This window comes from Streptomyces sp. NPDC102467 (genome assembly GCF_044765445.1).
Lineage (GTDB): Bacteria > Actinomycetota > Actinomycetes > Streptomycetales > Streptomycetaceae > Streptomyces.
On the sequence record NZ_JBIWKA010000003.1, the window covers coordinates 402,107 to 423,203 of the forward strand.

The window sequence follows — 21,097 nt, forward strand, 5'->3', positions numbered from 1 at the left end:
ACTATGACCACCATTGACATTCTGTCGCCCTCCGGCGACAAGACCGGGACCGTTGAGCTCCCGGCCGAGATCTTCGAAGTTGAGAAGATCAGCATCCCGCTGCTCCACCAGGTTGTCGTCGCGCAGCTGGCCGCGGCCCGTCAGGGCACGCACAAGGTCAAGCGTCGTGGCGAGGTCCGCGGTGGCGGTAAGAAGCCTTACCGCCAGAAGGGCACCGGCCGCGCGCGCCAGGGTTCGACCCGTGCGCCGCAGTTCGCCGGCGGTGGCGTCGTCCACGGCCCCACGCCGCGTGACTACTCGCAGCGGACCCCGAAGAAGATGAAGGCCGCGGCTCTGCGCCACGCCCTCACCGACCGGGCCCGCAACGCTCGCATCCACGTCGTCACCGGCGTGGTCGACGGCGAGGTCTCCACCAAGGCCGCCAAGTCGCTGCTCGGCAAGATCAGTGAGCGCAAGAACGTGCTCCTGGTCCTCGACCGTGCCGACGAGGTCGCGCTGCTCTCCGCTCGCAACCTGCCCCAGGTCCACATCCTGGAGCCGGGCCAGCTGAACACGTACGACGTTCTCGTCTCGGACGACGTGGTCTTCACCCAGGCCGCTTTCGAGTCCTTCGTGTCTGGCCCGAAGGCCACTGACACCGAAGGGAGCGAAGCCTGATGGCTACGCGTCACCCGAGCATCGCCTCGAAGGCCGCCAAGGCCAAGAAGGTAGCGCGCGTCGCCAAGGCGAAGCGCCACGCCACCGAGGGCAAGAACACCGTTGAGACGCCGCTGAGCAAGTCGTTCACGGACCACCGTGACGTCCTCGTCAAGCCGGTCGTCTCGGAGAAGAGCTACGCGCTCCTCGACGAGGGCAAGTACACCTTCATCGTGGACCCGCGTGCCAACAAGACCCAGATCAAGCAGGCCGTCGAGGCGGTCTTCTCGGTCAAGGTCTCCGGGGTCAACACGATCAACCGTCAGGGCAAGCGCAAGCGGACCCGCACCGGCTTCGGCCAGCGTGCGAACACCAAGCGCGCGATCGTGACCCTCGTTGAGGGCGACCGTATCGACATCTTCGGCCAGGCCTCCTAACGGAGCGCCCTGGTCCGAATATCGGACGAGGACTGAGAAATGGGAATCCGCAAGTACAAGCCGACTACGCCGGGGCGTCGTGGCTCCAGCGTTGCCGACTTCGTCGAGGTCACGCGGTCCACGCCGGAGAAGTCGCTGGTCCGCCCGCTGCACAGCAAGGGCGGCCGTAACAACGCCGGTCGGATCACCGTTCGCCACCAGGGTGGCGGACACAAGCGTGCCTTCCGAGTGATCGACTTCCGTCGTCACGACAAGGACGGCGTGCCGGCGAAGGTCGCTCACATCGAGTACGACCCGAACCGCACTGCGCGCATCGCGCTCCTGCACTACGCGGACGGCGAGAAGCGCTACATCCTGGCCCCCCGTGGCCTGCAGCAGGGCGACCGGATCGAGAACGGCCCGACGGCCGACATCAAGTCCGGCAACAACCTGGCGCTGCGCAACATCCCGGTCGGTACCACGATCCACGCGATCGAGCTCCGTCCCGGTGGTGGCGCCAAGTTCGCCCGTTCCGCGGGTGCCTCCGTGCAGCTGCTGGCGAAGGAGGGCACGATGGCCCACCTTCGTATGCCTTCCGGTGAGATTCGCCTGGTCGACGTGCGCTGCCGCGCCACCGTCGGCGAGGTCGGCAACGCCGAGCAGTCGAACATCAACTGGGGCAAGGCCGGCCGCATGCGCTGGAAGGGCGTTCGCCCGACCGTGCGTGGTGTCGTCATGAACCCGGTTGACCACCCGCACGGCGGTGGTGAGGGCAAGACTTCCGGTGGTCGCCACCCGGTCTCGCCCTGGGGCAAGAAGGAAATGCGTACTCGTGATCGCAACAAGGCGAGTAACAAGTACATCGTCCGCCGCCGCAAGTCGAACAAGAAGCGCTAGGAGCGGGTTTAGATGCCGCGCAGTCTCAAGAAGGGACCCTTCGTTGACGGCCACCTCGTAAAGAAGGTGGACGCTCAGAACGAAGCCGGTTCCAAGAACGTCATCAAGACCTGGTCCCGCCGCTCGATGATCGTCCCCAGCATGCTGGGTCACACGATCGCGGTGCACAACGGCAAGACCCACATCCCGGTGTTCGTCACCGAGTCGATGGTCGGCCACAAGCTCGGCGAGTTCTCGCCGACGCGCACCTTCCGGGGTCACGTCAAGGACGACCGGAAGTCGAAGCGCCGCTAAGGCGGGGTGGAATCGACTATGACAAACACCGAAGGGACAACCATGGAAGCCAGGGCCCAGGCGCGGTACATCCGCGTCACGCCCATGAAGGCCCGCCGAGTGGTGGACCTCATCCGTGGCATGGATGCCACGGAGGCTCAGGCGGTCCTGCGTTTCGCCCCGCAGGCCGCGAGCGTGCCGGTTGGCAAGGTGCTCGACAGCGCCATCGCCAACGCTGCACACAACTACGACCACCCGGACGCTTCTTCGCTGGTCATCAGCGAGGCGTACGTGGACGAGGGCCCGACCCTGAAGCGGTTCCGTCCGCGTGCTCAGGGCCGTGCCTACCGGATCCGTAAGCGGACCAGCCACATCACCGTGGTCGTCAGCAGCAAGGAAGGAACCCGGTAATGGGCCAGAAGGTAAACCCGCACGGGTTCCGGCTCGGTGTCACGACCGACTTCAAGTCGCGTTGGTACGCCGACAAGCTGTACAAGGACTACGTCAAGGAAGACGTCGCCATCCGTCGGATGATGACGTCCGGCATGGAGCGCGCCGGCATCTCGAAGGTTGAGATCGAGCGCACCCGTGACCGCGTGCGGGTGGACATCCACACCGCTCGTCCCGGCATCGTCATCGGCCGCCGTGGCGCCGAGGCCGACCGCATCCGCGGTGACCTCGAGAAGCTCACGGGCAAGCAGGTCCAGCTGAACATCCTCGAGGTCAAGAACCCCGAGGTCGACGCTCAGCTCGTGGCCCAGGCCGTTGCGGAGCAGCTGTCCTCCCGCGTCTCCTTCCGTCGCGCCATGCGTAAGAGCATGCAGTCGTCGATGAAGGCCGGCGCCAAGGGCATCAAGATCCAGTGTGGCGGTCGTCTCGGCGGTGCCGAGATGTCCCGTTCGGAGTTCTACCGCGAGGGCCGCGTGCCCCTGCACACGCTCCGCGCCAACGTGGACTACGGCTTCTTCGAGGCCAAGACGACCTTCGGCCGCATCGGCGTGAAGGTCTGGATCTACAAGGGCGACGTCAAGAACATCGCCGAGGTTCGCGCCGAGAACGCCGCGGCCCGCGCCGGTAACCGTCCGGCCCGTGGCGGCAACGACCGCCCGGCCCGTGGTGGTGGCCGTGGTGGCGAGCGTGGCGGTCGCGGTCGCAAGCCGCAGCAGGCCGCGCCGGCTGCCGAGGCCCCCAAGGCCGACGCTCCCGCCGCTGCCGCTCCGGCTGCTGAGAGCACCGGAACGGAGGCCTGACCGAAATGCTGATCCCCCGTAGGGTCAAGCACCGCAAGCAGCACCACCCGAAGCGCAGCGGCATGTCCAAGGGCGGCACGCAGGTCGCGTTCGGCGAGTACGGCATTCAGGCCCTCACCCCGGCCTACGTGACGAACCGTCAGATCGAGGCCGCTCGTATCGCCATGACGCGTCACATCAAGCGTGGCGGCAAGGTCTGGATCAACATTTACCCGGACCGCCCCCTCACCAAGAAGCCTGCCGAGACCCGCATGGGTTCCGGTAAGGGTTCCCCGGAGTGGTGGGTCGCCAACGTCAAGCCCGGACGCGTGATGTTCGAGCTGTCGTACCCCAACGAGAAGACCGCGCGCGAGGCGCTGACTCGTGCGGCTCACAAGCTGCCGATGAAGTGCAAGATCGTCAAGCGCGAGGCAGGTGAAGCGTGATGTCGACCGGTACCAAGGCGTCGGAGCTGCGCGAGCTGGGCGACGAGGAGCTCCTCAACAAGCTCCGCGAAGCCAAGGAAGAGCTGTTCAACCTCCGCTTCCAGGCGGCGACGGGTCAGCTCGAGAACCACGGCCGGCTCAAGGCCGTCCGCAAGGACATCGCGCGGATCTACACCCTCATGCGTGAGCGCGAGCTGGGCATCGAGACGGTGGAGAGCGCCTGATGAGCGAGAAGACTGTGACTGAAGAGACTGCCGCCCGCGGCTTCCGCAAGACCCGCGAGGGTCTTGTCGTCAGCGACAAGATGGACAAGACCGTCGTCGTCGCTGTCGAGGACCGCGTCAAGCACGCGCTGTACGGCAAGGTCATCCGCCGTACGAACAAGCTCAAGGCGCACGACGAGCAGAACGCTGCCGGCGTCGGCGACCGTGTCCTCCTCATGGAGACGCGTCCGCTGTCGGCGACCAAGCGCTGGCGCATCGTCGAGATCCTCGAGAAGGCCAAGTAATTCTCTGAGGGGTATCCCTCGGAGTTCGTTCCGCCAGGCTCGGCAGGGGCCCTCTCGTCAGAGAGCAGCCCCTGCCGGGAACCGGCAGACAATCAGGAGATAGACGTGATCCAGCAGGAGTCGCGACTGCGTGTCGCCGACAACACGGGTGCGAAGGAAATTCTCACCATCCGTGTTCTCGGTGGCTCGGGTCGCCGCTACGCGGGCATCGGTGACGTCATCGTCGCCACCGTCAAGGACGCGATCCCCGGTGGCAACGTGAAGAAGGGTGACGTCGTCAAGGCGGTCATCGTTCGCACCGTCAAGGAGCGCCGCCGTCCGGACGGCTCGTACATCCGCTTCGACGAGAACGCCGCCGTCATTCTGAAGAACGACGGCGACCCTCGCGGCACCCGTATCTTCGGCCCGGTGGGCCGTGAGCTGCGCGAGAAGAAGTTCATGAAGATCATCTCGCTCGCGCCGGAGGTGCTGTAAGCATGAAGATCAAGAAGGGTGACCTGGTCCAGGTCATCACCGGCAAGGACAAGGGCAAGCAGGGCAAGGTCATTGCCGCTTACCCGCGCGACGAGCGCGTCCTGGTCGAGGGTGTCAACCGGGTCAAGAAGCACACCAAGGCCGGTCCCACGGCTTCCGGCTCGCAGGCCGGCGGCATTGTGACCACCGAGGCCCCGATCCACGTTTCCAACGTTTCGCTGGTCGTGGAGAAGGACGGCAACAAGGTCGTCACGCGCGTCGGTTACCGCTTCGACGACGAGGGCAACAAGATCCGCGTTGCCAAGCGGACGGGTGAGGACATCTGATGACTACCACCACGAACCCGCGTCTGAAGCAGAAGTACCGCGACGAGATCAAGGGCAAGCTGCAGGAAGAGTTCTCGTACGAGAACGTCATGCAGATCCCCGGCCTCGTCAAGATCGTGGTCAACATGGGTGTGGGTGACGCCGCGCGTGACTCCAAGCTCATGGACGGTGCCGTCCGCGACCTGACCACCATCACGGGTCAGAAGCCGGCCATCACCAAGGCCCGTAAGTCCATCGCGCAGTTCAAGCTGCGCGAGGGCCAGCCGATCGGCGCCCACGTCACGCTCCGTGGCGACCGCATGTGGGAGTTCCTGGACCGCACCCTGTCGCTCGCGCTGCCGCGCATCCGCGACTTCCGTGGTCTGTCCCCCAAGCAGTTCGACGGCCGTGGCAACTACACCTTCGGTCTCACGGAGCAGGTCATGTTCCACGAGATCGACCAGGACAAGATCGACCGCGTCCGGGGTATGGACATCACCGTGGTCACCACGGCGACCAATGACGACGAGGGCCGCGCCCTCCTTCGTCACCTCGGCTTCCCGTTCAAGGAGGCGTAAGCGAGATGGCGAAGAAGGCTCTTATTGCCAAGGCTGCTCGTAAGCCCAAGTTCGGTGTGCGTGGCTACACCCGCTGCCAGCGTTGTGGCCGCCCGCACTCCGTGTACCGCAAGTTCGGCCTGTGCCGCGTCTGCCTTCGTGAGATGGCTCACCGTGGCGAGCTGCCGGGCGTGACCAAGAGCTCCTGGTAGTTCCCGCTTTTCGGGACTGCTTGGATCTCTCGGTAAGTAAGGGGTCGGCAGAGGCTCCTGCTCTCATGGCTTAGGCTAGGAGGGTTGGGCGCTCTGCCGCCCTCACCGACTTACTACGCCGTAGGTCCCCGCGCCGCACCCGTCCCGCCCCTGTGTGGGGAGAGGGATGGCGCATCGGAAACCCCGGCGAGAGAGGCCGAAGGCCAATTCATGACCATGACTGATCCGATCGCAGACATGCTTACGCGTCTGCGGAACGCGAACTCGGCGTACCACGACACCGTGGCTATGCCGCACAGCAAGATCAAGTCGCACATCGCCGAGATCCTCCAGCAGGAGGGTTTCATCACCGGCTGGAAGGTCGAGGACGCCGAGGTCGGCAAGTCCCTCGTCCTGGAGCTGAAGTTCGGCCCGAACCGTGAGCGTTCGATCGCCGGCATCAAGCGGATCTCCAAGCCGGGTCTGCGCGTTTACGCGAAGTCCACCAACCTGCCGAAGGTCCTCGGCGGCCTCGGCGTGGCGGTCATCTCCACGTCGCACGGTCTCCTGACCGGCCAGCAGGCAGGCAAGAAGGGCGTGGGTGGGGAAGTCCTCGCCTACGTCTGGTAGCGGAAGGGAACGGAGGAAACAGCTATGTCGCGTATTGGCAAGCTCCCCATCACGGTTCCCGCCGGCGTGGACGTCACCATCGATGGCCGCAACGTCACGGTAAAGGGTTCCAAGGGAACCCTGAGTCACACCGTCGTCGCGCCGATCGACATCGCCAAGGGTGAGGACGGCGTTCTGAACGTCACCCGCCCCAACGACGAGCGTCAGAACAAGGCCCTGCACGGCCTGTCCCGCACGCTGGTGGCGAACATGATCACCGGCGTGACCACGGGTTACGTGAAGAAGCTCGAGATCAGCGGTGTCGGTTACCGCGTTCTGGCGAAGGGCTCCAACCTGGAGTTCTCGCTCGGCTACAGCCACCCGATCCTGGTCGAGGCGCCCGAGGGCATCTCGTTCAAGGTCGAATCGGCGACCAAGTTCTCGGTCGAGGGCATCGACAAGCAGAAGGTCGGCGAGGTTGCGGCCAACATCCGCAAGCTGCGCAAGCCCGACCCGTACAAGGCCAAGGGCGTCAAGTACGAAGGCGAAGTCATCCGCCGCAAGGTCGGAAAGGCGGGTAAGTAAGCCATGGCATACGGTCAGAAGATCGCTAAGGGCGACGCTTACAAGCGCGCGGCTATCAAGCGCCGCCACATCCGTATCCGTAAGCACATCTCGGGTACGGCCGAGCGTCCGCGCCTGGTCGTGACGCGCTCCAACCGCAACATCGTCGCCCAGGTGATCGACGACGTTAAGGGTCACACCCTGGCGTCGGCGTCCACCCTGGACACGTCGATCCGCGGCGGCGAGGGCGACAAGTCCGCGCAGGCCAAGTCGGTCGGCGCCCTGGTCGCCGAGCGCGCCAAGGCCGCCGGTGTCGAGACTGTCGTGTTCGACCGTGGTGGCAACCAGTACGCCGGGCGCATCGCCGCCCTGGCGGACGCCGCCCGCGAAGCCGGACTGAAGTTCTGAGCCGGTTCCGTAGCTAGCGGAAACAGAGAGAGGTAATTCCAATGGCTGGACCCCAGCGCCGCGGAAGCGGTGCCGGTGGCGGCGAGCGGCGGGACCGGAAGGGTCGCGACGGTGGCGCTGCCGCCGAGAAGACCGCATACGTTGAGCGCGTTGTCGCGATCAACCGTGTCGCCAAGGTTGTCAAGGGTGGCCGTCGCTTCAGCTTCACCGCGCTCGTCGTGGTGGGCGACGGTGACGGCACCGTAGGTGTCGGTTACGGCAAGGCCAAGGAGGTGCCGGCCGCCATCGCCAAGGGTGTTGAGGAGGCCAAGAAGCACTTCTTCAAGGTCCCCCGTATCCAGGGCACCATCCCGCACCCGATCACGGGCGAGAAGGCCGCGGGCGTCGTCCTGCTCAAGCCTGCTTCCCCCGGTACCGGCGTTATCGCCGGTGGCCCGGTGCGTGCTGTGCTCGAGTGCGCCGGCGTTCACGACATCCTGTCGAAGTCGCTCGGCTCGTCGAACGCGATCAACATCGTGCACGCGACCGTGGAGGCCCTGAAGGGTCTGCAGCGCCCCGAGGAGATCGCGGCTCGCCGTGGTCTGCCCCTCGAGGACGTCGCCCCCGCGGCTCTGCTTCGTGCACGTGCCGGGGCTGGTGCTGCGTAATGGCACAGCTCAAGGTCACGCAGACGAAGTCGTACATCGGCAGCAAGCAGAACCACCGTGACACCCTGCGCTCCCTTGGTCTCAAGGGCATCAACACGCAGGTCGTCAAGGAGGATCGTCCCGAGTTCCGCGGCATGGTGCACACCGTCCGCCACCTCGTGACGGTCGAGGAGGTCGACTGATCATGGCGGAGAACAACCCGCTCAAGATCCACAACCTCCGTCCGGCCCCCGGCGCCAAGACCGCCAAGACCCGTGTTGGTCGTGGTGAGGCGTCGAAGGGTAAGACGGCCGGTCGTGGTACCAAGGGCACGAAGGCCCGTTACCAGGTTCCGGAGCGCTTCGAGGGTGGCCAGATGCCCCTCCACATGCGTCTCCCGAAGCTCAAGGGCTTCCGGAACCCCTTCAAGGTCGAGTTCCAGGTCGTGAACCTGGACAAGCTCACCTCGCTGTACCCCGACGGTGGCGAAGTCACCGTCGCGGGTCTGGTGGAGAAGGGTGCTGTCCGTAAGAACAGCCTCGTCAAGGTCCTGGGCCAGGGCGAGATCTCCGTGGCGCTGCAGGTGACGGTCGACGCCGTCTCCGGCTCCGCCAAGGAGAAGATCACCGCCGCGGGCGGTACGGTCACCGAGCTCGTCTGATCTCAGACGCCGTCTCGATGACATGAGCGATCCCGACCGGGGATACCCCACAAATGGGGTATCCCCGGTTGGTCGTTCCTAGGGGGGCGGGTACGCCGGTAAGGTGGCGACCGCTGTTAATTTCCGGGCTAGTTGTGTGCCCCCGGCACCAATCCCGGGTCTTGACCGTTACCCATTCGTCGAATCCTCAAGACCGTCACCTCTGACGCACGCGCGCGGGGGTCGCAGGAGGCACCGTGCTCACCGCGTTCGCCCGGGCGTTCAAGACGCCCGACCTGCGCAAGAAGCTGCTCTTCACGTTGGGCATCGTCGTGATCTACCGGCTCGGCGCGCACGTGCCGATCCCCGGAGTGGATTACTCGAACGTCCAGACGTGCATGGACGTGGCCAAATCCAGCACCGGACTGTTCGGTCTGGTGAACATGTTCAGCGGTGGCGCGCTGCTGCAGATCACGGTCTTCGCGCTCGGCATCATGCCGTACATCACCGCGAGCATCATTCTGCAGCTGCTCACCGTGGTGATCCCGCGCCTCGAAGCCCTCAAGAAGGAGGGTCAGGCAGGTACGGCGAAGATCACGCAGTACACCCGCTACCTGACCGTGGCACTCGCCATCCTTCAGGGCACGGGCCTCGTCGCCACCGCCCGTACCGGCGCCCTGTTCCAAGGGTGCCCCGTCGCGAGTCAGATCGTGCCGGACCAATCGATCTTCATCACCATCACGATGGTCATCACGATGACCGCAGGCACCTGCGTGATGATGTGGCTCGGTGAGCTCATCACCGACAAGGGCATCGGCAACGGCATGTCGATCCTGATGTTCATCTCGATCGCCGCCACCTTCCCGTCCGCCCTCTGGGCCATCAAGCAGGGTGGCTCGCTGGCCGACGGCTGGATCGAGTTCGGCACGGTCATCCTCGTCGGCCTCGTCATGGTCGGCCTCGTCGTCTTCGTCGAGCAGGCCCAGCGCCGTATTCCGGTGCAGTACGCGAAGCGCATGATCGGCCGCCGTTCCTATGGCGGTACGTCTACGTACATCCCGCTCAAGGTGAACCAGGCGGGTGTGATCCCGGTCATCTTCGCCTCGTCGCTGCTCTACATCCCTGCGCTGGTCGCCCAGTTCGCCGGTGGTGACTCGTCGTGGAAGCTGTGGATCGACGATCACCTGACCAAGGGAAACCACCCGATCTATATCGTTACGTACTTCCTCTTGATCGTGTTTTTCGCGTTCTTCTACGTGGCGATCTCGTTCAACCCCGACGAAGTCGCGGACAACATGAAGAAGTATGGTGGCTTCATCCCGGGCATCCGGGCTGGCCGACCGACCGCTGAGTACCTTTCGTACGTGCTCAATCGGATCACCTGGCCGGGTTCGCTGTACTTGGGGCTCATCGCTCTCGTACCGACGATGGCGTTGGTTGGTTTCGGGGCAAACCAGAACTTCCCGTTCGGCGGCACCAGCATCCTGATCATCGTGGGTGTTGGTCTGGAGACGGTGAAGCAGATCGAGAGCCAGCTTCAGCAGCGCAATTACGAAGGGTTCCTCCGCTGATGCGAATCGTCCTCGTCGGGCCGCCTGGTGCCGGCAAGGGAACGCAGGCCGCGTTTCTTGCCAAGAACCTGTCGATCCCGCACATCTCCACGGGCGACCTCTTCCGTGCCAACATCAGCAAGGGCACGGAGCTGGGCAAGCAGGCCAAGGCGTTCATGGACGCGGGCCAGCTGGTACCGGACGAGATCACCATTGGGATGGCCAAGGACCGCATGGAGCAGCCGGACGCCGTGAACGGCTTCCTGCTCGACGGCTTCCCTCGCAACGTCTCGCAGGCCGAGGCGCTCGACGTCGCCCTGAAGGCGGATGACGTGAAGCTGGACGCGGTCCTGGACCTGGAGGTCCCCGAGGACGAGGTGGTCAAGCGCATCGCCGGCCGCCGCATCTGTCGTAACGACTCGGCGCACGTGTTCCACGTCGCGTACAAGCAGCCCAAGACCGAGGGTGTCTGTGACATCTGTGGCGGCGAGCTGTACCAGCGCGACGACGACAAGGAAGAGACCGTGCGCAAGCGGCTCGAGGTCTACCACACGCAGACCGAGCCGATCATCGACTACTACCGGGAGCAGGGGCTCGTGAAGACGATCTCGGCGCTCGGCAAGGTGGAAGAGGTCACGGCGCGCGCCATGGAGGCCCTGGGACGCTAGTCCCGTTCTCCTTCTGTACACGTTCTTCTTCTGTACGTGGCTGAGGCCGCGGTTCCCTGTCAGGGGGGCCGCGGCCTTAGTGTTGGTGTACGTACACCTCGTACTGGATGACGGAGAGCGCAGGCCCCCATGGTGCAGATCAAGACCCCCGACCAGATTCGCAAGATGCGGGAGGCGGGGCTTGTCGTCGCGGCGATCCATGCCGCGACCCGTGAGGCGGCCGTGCCGGGCGCGACCACCAAGGACTTGGACGAGGTCGCCCGCAAGGTCATCGCCGAGCACGGGGCGAAGCCGAACTTCCTGGGATACGGGGGCTTCCCCGCGACCATCTGCACCTCCAAGAACGAGGTCGTGGTCCACGGCATCCCGAGCGACAAGGTCGTCCTGGAGGACGGCGACATCGTCTCCATCGACGCGGGCGCGATCATCGACGGCTGGCACGGCGACGCCGCGTACACCGCGCTCGTCGGGACCGGTCACGCGCCGGAGCTCGCCGAGCTGTCCCGGGTGACGGAGGAGTCGATGTGGGCCGGGATCGCCGCCATGAAGGCGGGCAACCGGCTGGTCGACATCTCGCGCGCGATCGAGTCCTACATCCGCCGCCAGCCGAAGCCCGGCGGCGGCAAGTACGGCATCGTCGAGGACTACGGCGGCCACGGCATCGGCACCGAGATGCACATGGACCCGCACCTGCTGAACTACGTCGAGCGCCGCCGCGGCAAGGGCCCCAAGCTCGTCCCCGGCTTCTGCCTGGCCATCGAGCCCATGGTCTCCCTCGGCACCCCCAGGACCGAGGTCCTGGAGGACGACTGGACGGTCATCACGACGGACGGCACCTGGTCCTCGCACTGGGAGCACTCGGTGGCTCTGACGGAGGAGGGCCCGCTGGTCCTGACCTCCCCGGACGGCGGCAAGGCGAAGCTGGCGGAGCTGGGTGTGACGGCGGCGCCTGATCCGCTGGCGTGACCCGCCTGACCTCCCCGGGCGGTGGTCGGGCGGAGCCGGTGGGGCTGCTGCGTCTGATCCGTCGGCGTGAAGCCGGGGTGGGTCGTGGGGCTTATTGATCTCCCGGATAGGGCAGAATTCTCGGATTCGTCTTTCCGGGGGTGCTGACGTAGACTGACTCGTCGGCTCTCGTGTATCTGCATGCCTGCATGCGATCAAAGAGTCGATCAAGGTAGTCGATTCGAAGGGCGAAGCGTGGCCAAGAAGCAAGGTGCCATCGAGATCGAAGGCACTGTCGTCGAGTCTCTTCCGAACGCCATGTTCAGGGTGGAGCTCCAGAACGGCCACCAGGTCCTGGCTCACATCAGCGGAAAGATGCGGATGCACTACATCCGTATCCTCCCTGACGACCGGGTCGTGGTGGAGTTGTCTCCGTACGACCTGACGCGTGGCCGGATCGTCTACCGGTACAAGTAGATCTTGCCCGTCCCGCTTTCCGCGGGCCGCCGGCAACTGACCCGGAGAACCTCACCCATGAAGGTCAAGCCGAGCGTCAAGAAGATCTGCGACAAGTGCAGGGTGATCCGCCGTCACGGTCGGGTCATGGTGATCTGCGACAACCCGCGCCACAAGCAGCGCCAGGGCTGACGCACGACTGACTGCAGTTCGTTCGCAGAGTTTCGCGCGACGCACGCAACATTTGAGTACATATGCAGGGCCCGCCGGCAGTGGACCCATACGGACACTGCGGCGACACCTTCGGTCGGAGGCCGGGGACCCAGTCGTACCGAACCGCTGGAGACAGCGGGGACGGCGGCCTGGGAGTGGCTCTGCTACAGACCTCCGAAAATCAACAGGAGCCATGAATGGCACGCGTTGAAGGCGTTGACCTCCCGCGCGAAAAGCGCATCGAGGTTGCCCTCACCTACGTGTTCGGCATCGGCCGTACGCGCGCCCAGCTCACGCTGGACACCATCGGTGTGGACCGCAACACCCGCGTTCGTGATCTGAGCGAGGAAGACCTCGTCAAGATCCGCGAGTACGTGGACCAGAACTTCCAGACCGAGGGTGACCTCCGTCGCGAGATCCAGGCCGACATCCGCCGCAAGGTCGAGATCGGCTGCTACCAGGGTCTGCGCCACCGTCGTGGTCTGCCGGTCCGCGGTCAGCGCACCAGCACGAACGCCCGCACCCGCAAGGGCCCGCGTCGCGCCATCGCCGGTAAGAAGAAGCCGGGCAAGAAGTAGTCCTCAGCGGACGCTCATCAGCGGTCTTCGCTGTAGGACCGACCACCTCCCCCGTAGGAGAACGACATGCCCCCCAAGGGACGTCAGGGCGCTGCCAAGAAGGTGCGCCGCAAGGAAAAGAAGAACGTCGCTCACGGCCACGCGCACATCAAGAGCACGTTCAACAACACGATCGTGTCCATCACGGACCCGACCGGCAACGTGATCTCGTGGGCCTCCGCCGGCCACGTCGGCTTCAAGGGCTCGCGCAAGTCCACGCCGTTCGCCGCGCAGATGGCTGCCGAGTCGGCTGCCCGTCGCGCGCAGGAGCACGGCATGCGCAAGGTCGACGTCTTCGTCAAGGGCCCGGGTTCCGGTCGTGAGACCGCCATCCGTTCCCTGCAGGCGACCGGCCTCGAGGTCGGCTCGATCCAGGACGTCACGCCGACCCCGCACAACGGCTGCCGTCCGCCCAAGCGTCGCCGCGTCTGATTTTCGACGCAGGTCGCTGCTTGGTCTGAGGTCTTCGGGCGGTACGGCTCTTTTGGGCGGTACCGCCCGTACCCTTTGATGTATCTCAGGGCATCAAATAGTGGGTGCCCCTGAACTGAAGGACTTATTTACATGCTGATCGCTCAGCGTCCCTCGTTGACCGAAGAGGTCGTCGACGAGTTCCGCTCCCGGTTCGTGATCGAGCCGCTGGAGCCGGGCTTCGGCTACACCCTCGGCAACTCCCTGCGCCGGACCCTGCTCTCCTCGATCCCGGGTGCGGCGGTCACGTCCATCCGTATCGACGGTGTCCTGCACGAGTTCACCACCGTGCCGGGCGTCAAGGAGGACGTCACCGACCTGATCCTCAACATCAAGCAGCTGGTCGTCTCCTCGGAGCACGACGAGCCGGTCGTGATGTACCTGCGCAAGCAGGGCCCGGGTCTGGTCACCGCCGCCGACATCGCGCCCCCGGCCGGTGTCGAGGTGCACAACCCCGACCTCGTCCTCGCCACGCTCAACGGCAAGGGCAAGCTGGAGATGGAGCTGACCGTCGAGCGCGGTCGCGGCTACGTCTCCGCGGTGCAGAACAAGCAGGTCGGTCAGGAGATCGGGCGCATCCCGGTCGACTCGATCTACTCGCCGGTTCTCAAGGTCACGTACAAGGTCGAGGCGACGCGTGTCGAGCAGCGCACCGACTTCGACAAGCTGATCGTCGACGTCGAGACCAAGCAGGCCATGCGTCCCCGTGACGCCATGGCGTCTGCCGGTAAGACGCTGGTCGAGCTGTTCGGTCTCGCCCGCGAGCTGAACATCGACGCCGAGGGCATCGACATGGGTCCGTCCCCGACGGACGCCGCCCTGGCCGCCGATCTGGCGCTGCCGATCGAGGAGCTCGAGCTCACCGTTCGGTCGTACAACTGCCTCAAGCGTGAGGGCATCCACTCCGTGGGTGAGCTCGTCGCCCGCTCCGAGGCCGACCTGCTCGACATCCGTAACTTTGGTGCGAAGTCGATCGACGAGGTCAAGGCGAAGCTGGTCGGCATGGGCCTGGCCCTCAAGGACAGCCCGCCCGGATTCGACCCGACCGCAGCCGCGGACGCCTTCGGCGCCGACGACGACGCGGACGCGGGTTTTGTGGAGACCGAGCAGTACTGATCGGTCTCCTCCGGGGGGCATGATCCACGCCCCCCGGATCTCCGACAGGCGACCGCCTGCTCGGATACTGACTTCGGTACCTGATACGGCCGGAGCAGACACCAAGGAGAAACATCATGCCGAAGCCTTCCAAGGGTGCCCGTCTGGGCGGCAGTGCCGCGCACGAGAAGCTGCTGCTCGCGAACCTCGCGAAGTCGCTCTTCGAGCACGGCAAGATCACGACGACCGAGGCCAAGGCCCGTCGTCTGCGCCCGTACGCGGAGCGTCTGGTCACCAAGGCGAAGAAGGGCGACCTTCACAACCGCCGTCAGGTGCTCACGGTGATCACGGACAAGAGCGTCGTCCACACGCTCTTCACCGAGATCGGCCCGCGCTACGAGAACCGTCCGGGTGGTTACACCCGTATCACCAAGATCGGTAACCGTCGTGGCGACAACGCGCCCATGGCTGTCATCGAGCTGGTCGAGGCCCTGACGGTCGCGCAGCAGGCCACTGGTGAGGCCGAGGCCGCCACCAAGCGTTCCGCCAAGGACGCCGAGGCTGCCGCTCCGGCCGCCGAGGTCGTCGAGGACGCCAAGCCGGCTGCCGCCGAGGAGTCGAAGGACGCCTAGTCGTCCATCGGGTGCTGTCTGTGGGCGGCTGCGGCTTCGTCGTGGCTGGTCGCGCAGTTCCCCGCGCCCCTGCGGGGCGCTTGGCGGGCCCGTTCCCTTTCGTGGGGGCGGGCCCGCTTTCGTGTTGTTGAAAGGATCTGCGAGTGAGTGACGAAGCAGCCGACGGGTTCGTGCGTGTGCGGCTCGATCTGTCGTACGACGGCAAGGACTTCTCCGGGTGGGCCAAGCAGGCCGGCGGGCGGCGGACCGTGCAGGGGGAGATCGAGGACGCGCTGCGCACCGTGACCCGGTCCTCGTCCGCGTACGAGCTGACCGTGGCGGGGCGGACCGACTCGGGGGTGCACGCGCGCGGGCAGGTGGCACACGTGGATCTGCCGGAGAGCGTGTGGGCCGAGCACCGGGAGAAGCTGCTGAAGCGGCTCGCCGGGCGGCTGGCCAAGGATGTGCGGGTGTGGTCGGTCCAGGAGGCGCCCAGCGGGTTCAACGCCCGGTTCTCGGCGGTCTGGCGGCGCTACGCGTACCGCGTGACCGACCATCAGGGCGGCGTCGATCCGCTGCTGCGGGGTCATGTGCTCTGGCACGACTGGCCGTTGGACGTCGACGCCATGAACGCTGCCGCCGAGCACCTGCTCGGGGAGCACGACTTCGCCGCGTACTGCAAGCGGCGTGAGGGTGCCACGACCATTCGTACGCTGCAGGAGCTGAGTCTCGTGCGCGGCGACGACGGGATCGTCACCGCCACCGTGCGGGCCGACGCGTTCTGCCACAACATGGTGCGGTCCCTGATCGGGGCGTTGCTGTTCGTGGGGGACGGGCACCGGGGCCCCGACTGGCCGGGCAAGGTGCTCGCCGCCGGGGTGCGGGACTCCGCCGTGCACGTGGTGCGGCCGCACGGTCTGACACTGGAGGAAGTGGGCTATCCCGCCGATGAGTTGCTGGCGGCCCGCAACAAGGAAGCGCGGAACAAGCGGACGTTGCCGGGGGCTGGGTGCTGCTGAGGCGTTGAAGTGCCGACAGTTGAAACAGGGGGATGGTTGTACGGCTGAGGCGAGAAGAGACGAAATCCTCAGGTAACACGTCTGTTCGTATTTAACCCTCGTAACTCGGCTATGCTTCCGCGGTCCGGCCAGGGGTTCGAATGGGGTGGCCGGATGAAGTGGGGGTAGCACGGGCCGCGTACGGCCCGGGGGGTTTCCGTATGAGTTCATCTGGCTCTGTGCGGACCGGGGGGCGTCGCGCTGCGCGCCTGCGGGGACGCGCGCCGCTCGGTCTGTTGCCATTGCCGCCGTCGGACAGGGAAAAGTACTCCTATGCCCGCAGGCGGCTGTGGATCCTGACCATCAGCTCACTGATCAGCTTCTGCTGCCTGGTCGTCAGTCAGTTCAAGCTGGCGCAGTCCACGCCACTGCTCTGGGCGTACACGCCGCTGCTCGTGTTCACCGTCATCTACTACCTGGTGTCGCTGCGGGTGAACGGGTTCACCCGCGACTTCGACATCAAGCACCACCGGCGGCTCGTGCAGAACTGGCGGCCGGAGGTCTATCCGTCGGTTGACGTGTTCCTGCCGGTGTGCGGCGAGCCCATCGAGGTGCTGCACAACACCTGGCGGCACGTGCGGGCGATGGCCGACCGGTATCCGGGGGAGTGCGTGCCGTTCGTCCTCGACGACGGGGCGAACCCCGATCTTGCCGCCATGGCGAAGGACTTCGGCTTCCGGTACGGCACCCGGGAGAACCGCGGCTGGTTCAAGAAGGCCGGCAATTTGCACTTCGGATTCGGACAGTCGGACGGCAAGTACATCCTCATCCTCGACGCCGACTTCACGCCGCGCGCCGACCTGCTGGAGGAACTGCTCCCGTACATGGAGGCCGACGACGGCATCGGCATCGTGCAGTCGCCGCAGTACTTCCGGGTGCTCGACTCGCAGAACTGGATCGAGCGCGGCGCGGGCGCCGTGCAGGAGCTGTTCTACCGCTCGGTCCAGGTGTCGCGGCAGGGCAGCGACGGCGCGATCTGCGTGGGCAGCTGCGCCGTGTACCGGCGGGCCGCGCTGGAGAGCAACGGCGGGACCACCCTCATCGAGCACTCCGAGGACGTGCACACCGGGTTCGACCTGAGGGGGCTCGGCTGGGATCTGCGGTACGTGCCGGTCGCCGTGTCGACAGGCGTGTGCCCGGACAGCGCAGGCGCCTTCTTCAACCAGCAGTACCGGTGGTGCTCGGGTTCGATGAGCCTGATGGCCAGCAAGAAATTCTGGCAACGGAAGATCAAGTTCTCCAGCCGGCTCTGCTACATGTCGGGGTTCTTCTACTACATCCACACCGCGCTCTTCACGTTCGCGGCGCCGGTCATCCCGCTCGTGCTCCTGCTGACGATGCCGGGCAAGCTGAAGGTCGAGCATCTGCTGCTCGTCCTGCCCAGCATCCTTTACACCACGATCATCTTCCCGATGTGGCACAAGGCGCCCTACCGCCTGGAGGCGTGGGCGGCCCGCATGATGTACGGCTGGGCGCACGTCTTCGCCATCTGGGACATCCTGCGCAAGAACCGGATGGGCTGGCAGCCCACCGGTTCCTCCGGTGCCAAGAAGAACAAGACCCGCCGGTTCTGGATCGGCATGTGGATCTGGGGCGGCGGAACCGCGCTGCTCTGGGTGGGCGCCGCCGTGTGGCGCATGTTCACGATGCACGCCCCCGATTTCGCCCTGATCCTGTCCTCCGGGCTCTTCTACGCGCTCGTCGTCGGCCGGGTCCTCGTGCAGCCTCGAGCGGAGAGCACCGTCTGATGTTCCGTACCAGGACCACTCGCGCCGCGACTTCCCGCGTCAGGGCCACCCGGGCCTGCGGTCTCGCGCTGGCCGCGTCCCTCGCCCTCGGCGGCTGTTCACTGCTCGACGACTCCGGCTCCGACGGCGGGAGTTCGAAGTCCGCGGACGGTGCTGGAACGGGCGCCTCGGCCGAGGCCGACAGTCAGGCGCCGTACGACGTGACACCGTTGTTGAAGCCGGAAAAGAAGTACTTCGGCGCCGCGGTCAAGGACGCGCCGACGTCGATGAAAGCCGTCGACGCGTACACGAGGATGACCGGCAAACAGCCCAACCTCATCGAGTACTACGCCGCCTGGGGCGACGGCTTCGACGCCACCGGTGTGCGCAACGCGTGGGCCGAGGGCGCTCTGACCTACATGTCCTGGGAGCCCTTCGACGTCACCATGGCGGACATCGTCGCGGGCAAGTCCGACACGTACCTGAAGCAGTACGCGGCCGCGGTGAAGAAGCTGAACCTGCCCGTCGTCATGGACTTCGCCGACGAGATGAACGGCGGCTGGGAGAAGTGGGGCACCAAGCACACGACTCCGAAGGAGTACGTCGCCGCGTGGCGCCACATCCACGACACGTTCACCGACGCCGGTGCCTCGAACGTGATCTGGGCCTGGGCGCCCAACATCATCAACCCGGTCAAGGACGTCCGGCTGAAGCCGTACTACCCCGGTGACGGGTACGTCGACTGGGTCGGGCTCATCGGCTACTTCACGGCCGAGGAGGACAACGCGTTCTCGTCCGTGTTCGGTCCGACCATCGACGAGGTCCGTACGTTCACCAAGAAGCCGGTGCTGCTGGCCGAGACGGCAGCCGCGGGCGGGGAGCGCCGCCGGGCGGACATCCGCAACCTCTTCGCCGGTGTCGAGGCCGACGAGAGTCTCATCGGGTTCGTCTGGTTCAACCACAAGAAGCGTGCCGACTGGCGTCTGGAGGCGAGTCCGCTGGCGCTGAAGGAGTTCAAGCGGCTCGCCGCCGACGACCGCTTCGGCTTCGACGTACGGAAGCCGTGATGAGTCGCAACGAAAGCCCTTACGTACCGCAGCCCTACGATCCTTACGGCGAAGAGGACTTCACCTGGTTCAACTCCGACGGGCGCTCCGACGAGCAGGATCAGCAGGACCGGACCCCGGCCGACCACGGGTACGAGCCGAACGCCTACCCGTACCAGCAGGAGCCGTACGGGCAGGTGTACGCGCCGCCGCAGCAGTACTACGCGGAGCCGCACACCCGGGCCATCCCCGAGCAGCGGCAGGGCGATCAGCCCACGTATGCGCTGCACACGGTGGAGGAGGTGCCCGCCGGGCCGGCCTACGAGATACCGGAGACGCCGGAAGCCGGCTGGGACATGACGGCCAGTCGGCGCCGGGCCTGGGTGAGCCGCGGTGTGCTGCTGTGCGTCCTTGCGATCCAGGCGGTGCTTTCACTGCGGTTGTCCAACACGGCGTTCCAGGACGAGGCGTTGTATCTCAGCGCGGGCCATGCCGAGCTCGCGCACCTGCTGCACGGGACGCCGCTGCCCGTCGACTACGCCGCGTACTTCTCCGGTTCGCCGCAGCTGTATCCGGTACTGGCGGCGTTGGTGGACGGGACGTTCGGGCTCGCGGGCGCACGCTCGCTCAGTCTCGTCTTCATGCTGGCCGTCACCGGACTGCTGTACGCGATCACGCGACGGATGTTCAACGAGCGGGCGGCGCTGGCCGCGGCCGGACTCTTCGCGGTGGTCCAGTCGACCGTCGTCATGGGGTACTTCGCGACGTACGACGCGATGGCTCTCTTCCTGCTCGCCCTGACCACCTGGATCGTGGTGCGCACCGACCGGCTGCCCGCGATCGCTGTGCTGCTCGCCGCGCCCGTCGCGGTACTCGCGGTCGGTGTGAAATACGCGTCCGCCCTGTACCTGCCGACGATCGTGGTGCTGGCGCTCCTCACCGCCTGGCCACGGCGTGGCGCCAAGTCCTCGGTCCTGCGGATGGTGGTGCTCGCGCTCGGTATCGGCGCGCTGCTCGCGGCCGGGGCATACGCCACCGATCTGCTCGACGGCGTGAAGCAGACCACCACCAATCGTGACCACGGCTCCGACAGCACGCGCTTCCTCCTGGAGCAGTCCGCCAAGTGGGGCGGGCTGATGTTCCTCACGGCGGCGGGCGGCGCGATCTCGTACGTGCGGCGCAGCCGGATGAACGAGTCGCCGCTCGCCCGCCGGCTCGGCAACCCCGGCTGGCGCTGGCGTGCGCTGGTGGGTCTGCTGCTCTGCGGGACCGCGCTGCTCGCACCCGCGTACCAGGTCCATCTGGCCACCGTCGTCTCGCTTTACAAGCACGTCGGCTTCGGCCTGTTCTTCGCGGCGCCCATGGCGGGCATCGGCGTCACCCGACTGATCGGGGCGCACTTCCGCTATCCGCAGCTCGGCATTCTGCTGTGGACGGCCGTGCTGTGCCTGGGCATCTCGCAGGCGGACTGGCGCTTCGGCGTCTGGCCGGACTCTTCGCAGATGGTCCGCACGATCTCGCCGCACGTGAACTCCAAGGGCCACTACCTGAGTTCGACGCCCGAGGTGCCTGTCTACTACCTGCGGGAGAAGACCAGCCAGCGGCAGTGGGCGAGCGTCTTCGGCATGGAGTACGCGAACAAGAAGGGCAAGTACCTCACGGGTGACGAGGCATACCGCTCGGCGGTGCGCGACGGCGACTTCGACCTGATCGTGCTCGACGGGCTCACCAACCCGCGGGTGGACGACATCGTCGCTGCCTCCGTCAAGGGCAACCCGCACTACCGGCTCCTGGGCAATATCCCCTTCACGAACTCCAGCGGCACCGGCACGTACCGGATCTGGGTCAAGACGGCCTGAGC

32 protein-coding genes are annotated in these 21,097 nt (G+C 65.9%); all 32 read left to right on the forward strand.

The window, feature by feature from the left end:
• The first annotated feature begins 3 nt into the window (after positions 1-3).
• A complete protein-coding gene (gene rplD, locus ACIREE_RS07785; RefSeq protein ID WP_404147798.1) occupies positions 4-657 on the forward strand; it encodes a 50S ribosomal protein L4 in 654 nt (217 codons plus the stop codon).
• On the forward strand, positions 657-1,073 hold the full coding sequence (gene rplW / locus ACIREE_RS07790; protein WP_324772733.1) for a 50S ribosomal protein L23: 417 nt from the start codon (positions 657-659) through the stop codon (positions 1,071-1,073). The genes rplD and rplW overlap by 1 nt, the downstream gene beginning before the upstream one ends.
• A 39-nt stretch (positions 1,074-1,112) precedes the next feature.
• On the forward strand, positions 1,113-1,949 hold the full coding sequence (gene rplB, locus ACIREE_RS07795; protein ID WP_356491267.1) for a 50S ribosomal protein L2: 837 nt from the start codon (positions 1,113-1,115) through the stop codon (positions 1,947-1,949).
• Between the two features lie 12 nt (positions 1,950-1,961).
• Positions 1,962-2,243: a 30S ribosomal protein S19 gene (gene rpsS, locus ACIREE_RS07800; RefSeq protein WP_326020859.1), complete on the forward strand. Its 282-nt coding sequence runs from the start codon at positions 1,962-1,964 to the stop codon at positions 2,241-2,243.
• Between the two features lie 42 nt (positions 2,244-2,285).
• Positions 2,286-2,633 (forward strand): 50S ribosomal protein L22, encoded by a 348-nt coding sequence (gene rplV / locus ACIREE_RS07805; RefSeq protein WP_026290933.1) that lies wholly within the window; start codon positions 2,286-2,288, stop codon positions 2,631-2,633.
• Positions 2,633-3,472 carry a 30S ribosomal protein S3 gene (rpsC, locus tag ACIREE_RS07810; RefSeq protein WP_404147802.1) on the forward strand — a complete coding sequence of 280 codons (840 nt, stop codon included), beginning with the start codon at positions 2,633-2,635 and terminating at the stop codon, positions 3,470-3,472. Before rplV ends, rpsC begins: the two co-directional genes overlap by 1 nt.
• A 5-nt stretch (positions 3,473-3,477) precedes the next feature.
• Positions 3,478-3,897 (forward strand): 50S ribosomal protein L16, encoded by a 420-nt coding sequence (gene rplP, locus ACIREE_RS07815; protein WP_018528356.1) that lies wholly within the window; start codon positions 3,478-3,480, stop codon positions 3,895-3,897.
• The gene (gene rpmC / locus ACIREE_RS07820; RefSeq protein WP_404147804.1) at positions 3,897-4,121 is read left to right on the forward strand and encodes a 50S ribosomal protein L29; all 225 of its coding nucleotides are present in this window, start codon (positions 3,897-3,899) and stop codon (positions 4,119-4,121) included. The genes rplP and rpmC overlap by 1 nt, the downstream gene beginning before the upstream one ends.
• Complete coding sequence (rpsQ, locus tag ACIREE_RS07825) at positions 4,121-4,405, forward strand: 30S ribosomal protein S17 (protein ID WP_018528358.1); 285 nt, start codon at positions 4,121-4,123, stop codon at positions 4,403-4,405. The genes rpmC and rpsQ overlap by 1 nt, the downstream gene beginning before the upstream one ends.
• A gap of 105 nt (positions 4,406-4,510) precedes the next feature.
• Positions 4,511-4,879, forward strand: a complete 369-nt coding sequence (rplN, locus tag ACIREE_RS07830; protein ID WP_003974257.1) for a 50S ribosomal protein L14 — start codon at positions 4,511-4,513, stop codon at positions 4,877-4,879.
• Positions 4,880-4,881: 2 nt separating this feature from the next.
• The gene (gene rplX / locus ACIREE_RS07835) at positions 4,882-5,205 is read left to right on the forward strand and encodes a 50S ribosomal protein L24 (RefSeq protein WP_324772723.1); all 324 of its coding nucleotides are present in this window, start codon (positions 4,882-4,884) and stop codon (positions 5,203-5,205) included.
• Positions 5,205-5,762, forward strand: a complete 558-nt coding sequence (gene rplE, locus ACIREE_RS07840; protein ID WP_324772721.1) for a 50S ribosomal protein L5 — start codon at positions 5,205-5,207, stop codon at positions 5,760-5,762. The genes rplX and rplE overlap by 1 nt, the downstream gene beginning before the upstream one ends.
• A 5-nt stretch (positions 5,763-5,767) precedes the next feature.
• Entirely contained in the window at positions 5,768-5,953 is a 186-nt protein-coding gene (locus ACIREE_RS07845) for a type Z 30S ribosomal protein S14 (RefSeq protein WP_003948630.1), read from the forward strand.
• Positions 5,954-6,163: 210 nt separating this feature from the next.
• Complete coding sequence (gene rpsH / locus ACIREE_RS07850) at positions 6,164-6,562, forward strand: 30S ribosomal protein S8 (RefSeq protein ID WP_326020850.1); 399 nt, start codon at positions 6,164-6,166, stop codon at positions 6,560-6,562.
• A gap of 24 nt (positions 6,563-6,586) precedes the next feature.
• Entirely contained in the window at positions 6,587-7,126 is a 540-nt protein-coding gene (gene rplF, locus ACIREE_RS07855) for a 50S ribosomal protein L6 (protein ID WP_404147810.1), read from the forward strand.
• A gap of 3 nt (positions 7,127-7,129) precedes the next feature.
• Entirely contained in the window at positions 7,130-7,513 is a 384-nt protein-coding gene (gene rplR, locus ACIREE_RS07860; protein ID WP_404147812.1) for a 50S ribosomal protein L18, read from the forward strand.
• Positions 7,514-7,554: 41 nt separating this feature from the next.
• Positions 7,555-8,160 (forward strand): 30S ribosomal protein S5, encoded by a 606-nt coding sequence (gene rpsE / locus ACIREE_RS07865; RefSeq protein WP_356491262.1) that lies wholly within the window; start codon positions 7,555-7,557, stop codon positions 8,158-8,160.
• Positions 8,160-8,342 carry a 50S ribosomal protein L30 gene (rpmD, locus tag ACIREE_RS07870; RefSeq protein WP_404147815.1) on the forward strand — a complete coding sequence of 61 codons (183 nt, stop codon included), beginning with the start codon at positions 8,160-8,162 and terminating at the stop codon, positions 8,340-8,342. Before rpsE ends, rpmD begins: the two co-directional genes overlap by 1 nt.
• Positions 8,343-8,344: 2 nt before the next feature.
• The gene (rplO, locus tag ACIREE_RS07875; RefSeq protein WP_404147816.1) at positions 8,345-8,800 is read left to right on the forward strand and encodes a 50S ribosomal protein L15; all 456 of its coding nucleotides are present in this window, start codon (positions 8,345-8,347) and stop codon (positions 8,798-8,800) included.
• Between the two features lie 236 nt (positions 8,801-9,036).
• Complete coding sequence (gene secY, locus ACIREE_RS07880) at positions 9,037-10,350, forward strand: preprotein translocase subunit SecY (protein ID WP_404147819.1); 1,314 nt, start codon at positions 9,037-9,039, stop codon at positions 10,348-10,350.
• Positions 10,350-10,997: an adenylate kinase gene (locus ACIREE_RS07885; RefSeq protein WP_404147822.1), complete on the forward strand. Its 648-nt coding sequence runs from the start codon at positions 10,350-10,352 to the stop codon at positions 10,995-10,997. Before secY ends, ACIREE_RS07885 begins: the two co-directional genes overlap by 1 nt.
• A gap of 129 nt (positions 10,998-11,126) precedes the next feature.
• Entirely contained in the window at positions 11,127-11,963 is an 837-nt protein-coding gene (map, locus tag ACIREE_RS07890) for a type I methionyl aminopeptidase (RefSeq protein ID WP_404147825.1), read from the forward strand.
• A 234-nt stretch (positions 11,964-12,197) separates the two neighbouring features.
• Positions 12,198-12,419, forward strand: a complete 222-nt coding sequence (infA, locus tag ACIREE_RS07895) for a translation initiation factor IF-1 (RefSeq protein WP_004927214.1) — start codon at positions 12,198-12,200, stop codon at positions 12,417-12,419.
• Between the two features lie 57 nt (positions 12,420-12,476).
• Positions 12,477-12,590, forward strand: a complete 114-nt coding sequence (gene rpmJ / locus ACIREE_RS07900; RefSeq protein ID WP_003974245.1) for a 50S ribosomal protein L36 — start codon at positions 12,477-12,479, stop codon at positions 12,588-12,590.
• A 218-nt stretch (positions 12,591-12,808) separates the two neighbouring features.
• Positions 12,809-13,189 carry a 30S ribosomal protein S13 gene (gene rpsM / locus ACIREE_RS07905; protein ID WP_404147828.1) on the forward strand — a complete coding sequence of 127 codons (381 nt, stop codon included), beginning with the start codon at positions 12,809-12,811 and terminating at the stop codon, positions 13,187-13,189.
• 66 nt (positions 13,190-13,255) lie between these two features.
• Entirely contained in the window at positions 13,256-13,660 is a 405-nt protein-coding gene (gene rpsK, locus ACIREE_RS07910) for a 30S ribosomal protein S11 (protein ID WP_003948617.1), read from the forward strand.
• 132 nt (positions 13,661-13,792) lie between these two features.
• Complete coding sequence (locus ACIREE_RS07915) at positions 13,793-14,815, forward strand: DNA-directed RNA polymerase subunit alpha (protein ID WP_306939468.1); 1,023 nt, start codon at positions 13,793-13,795, stop codon at positions 14,813-14,815.
• Positions 14,816-14,931: 116 nt separating this feature from the next.
• Positions 14,932-15,426, forward strand: a complete 495-nt coding sequence (rplQ, locus tag ACIREE_RS07920; RefSeq protein WP_404147832.1) for a 50S ribosomal protein L17 — start codon at positions 14,932-14,934, stop codon at positions 15,424-15,426.
• A 143-nt stretch (positions 15,427-15,569) separates the two neighbouring features.
• Positions 15,570-16,424, forward strand: coding sequence for a tRNA pseudouridine(38-40) synthase TruA (gene truA, locus ACIREE_RS07925; protein ID WP_404147835.1), 855 nt, complete (start codon positions 15,570-15,572; stop codon positions 16,422-16,424).
• A gap of 200 nt (positions 16,425-16,624) precedes the next feature.
• Entirely contained in the window at positions 16,625-18,211 is a 1,587-nt protein-coding gene (locus ACIREE_RS07930; protein WP_404147837.1) for a glycosyltransferase family 2 protein, read from the forward strand.
• Complete coding sequence (locus ACIREE_RS07935; RefSeq protein WP_404147841.1) at positions 18,211-19,257, forward strand: glycoside hydrolase family 26 protein; 1,047 nt, start codon at positions 18,211-18,213, stop codon at positions 19,255-19,257. Before ACIREE_RS07930 ends, ACIREE_RS07935 begins: the two co-directional genes overlap by 1 nt.
• Complete coding sequence (locus ACIREE_RS07940; protein ID WP_404147844.1) at positions 19,257-21,095, forward strand: glycosyltransferase family 39 protein; 1,839 nt, start codon at positions 19,257-19,259, stop codon at positions 21,093-21,095. The genes ACIREE_RS07935 and ACIREE_RS07940 overlap by 1 nt, the downstream gene beginning before the upstream one ends.
• Positions 21,096-21,097: the final 2 nt, after the last annotated feature.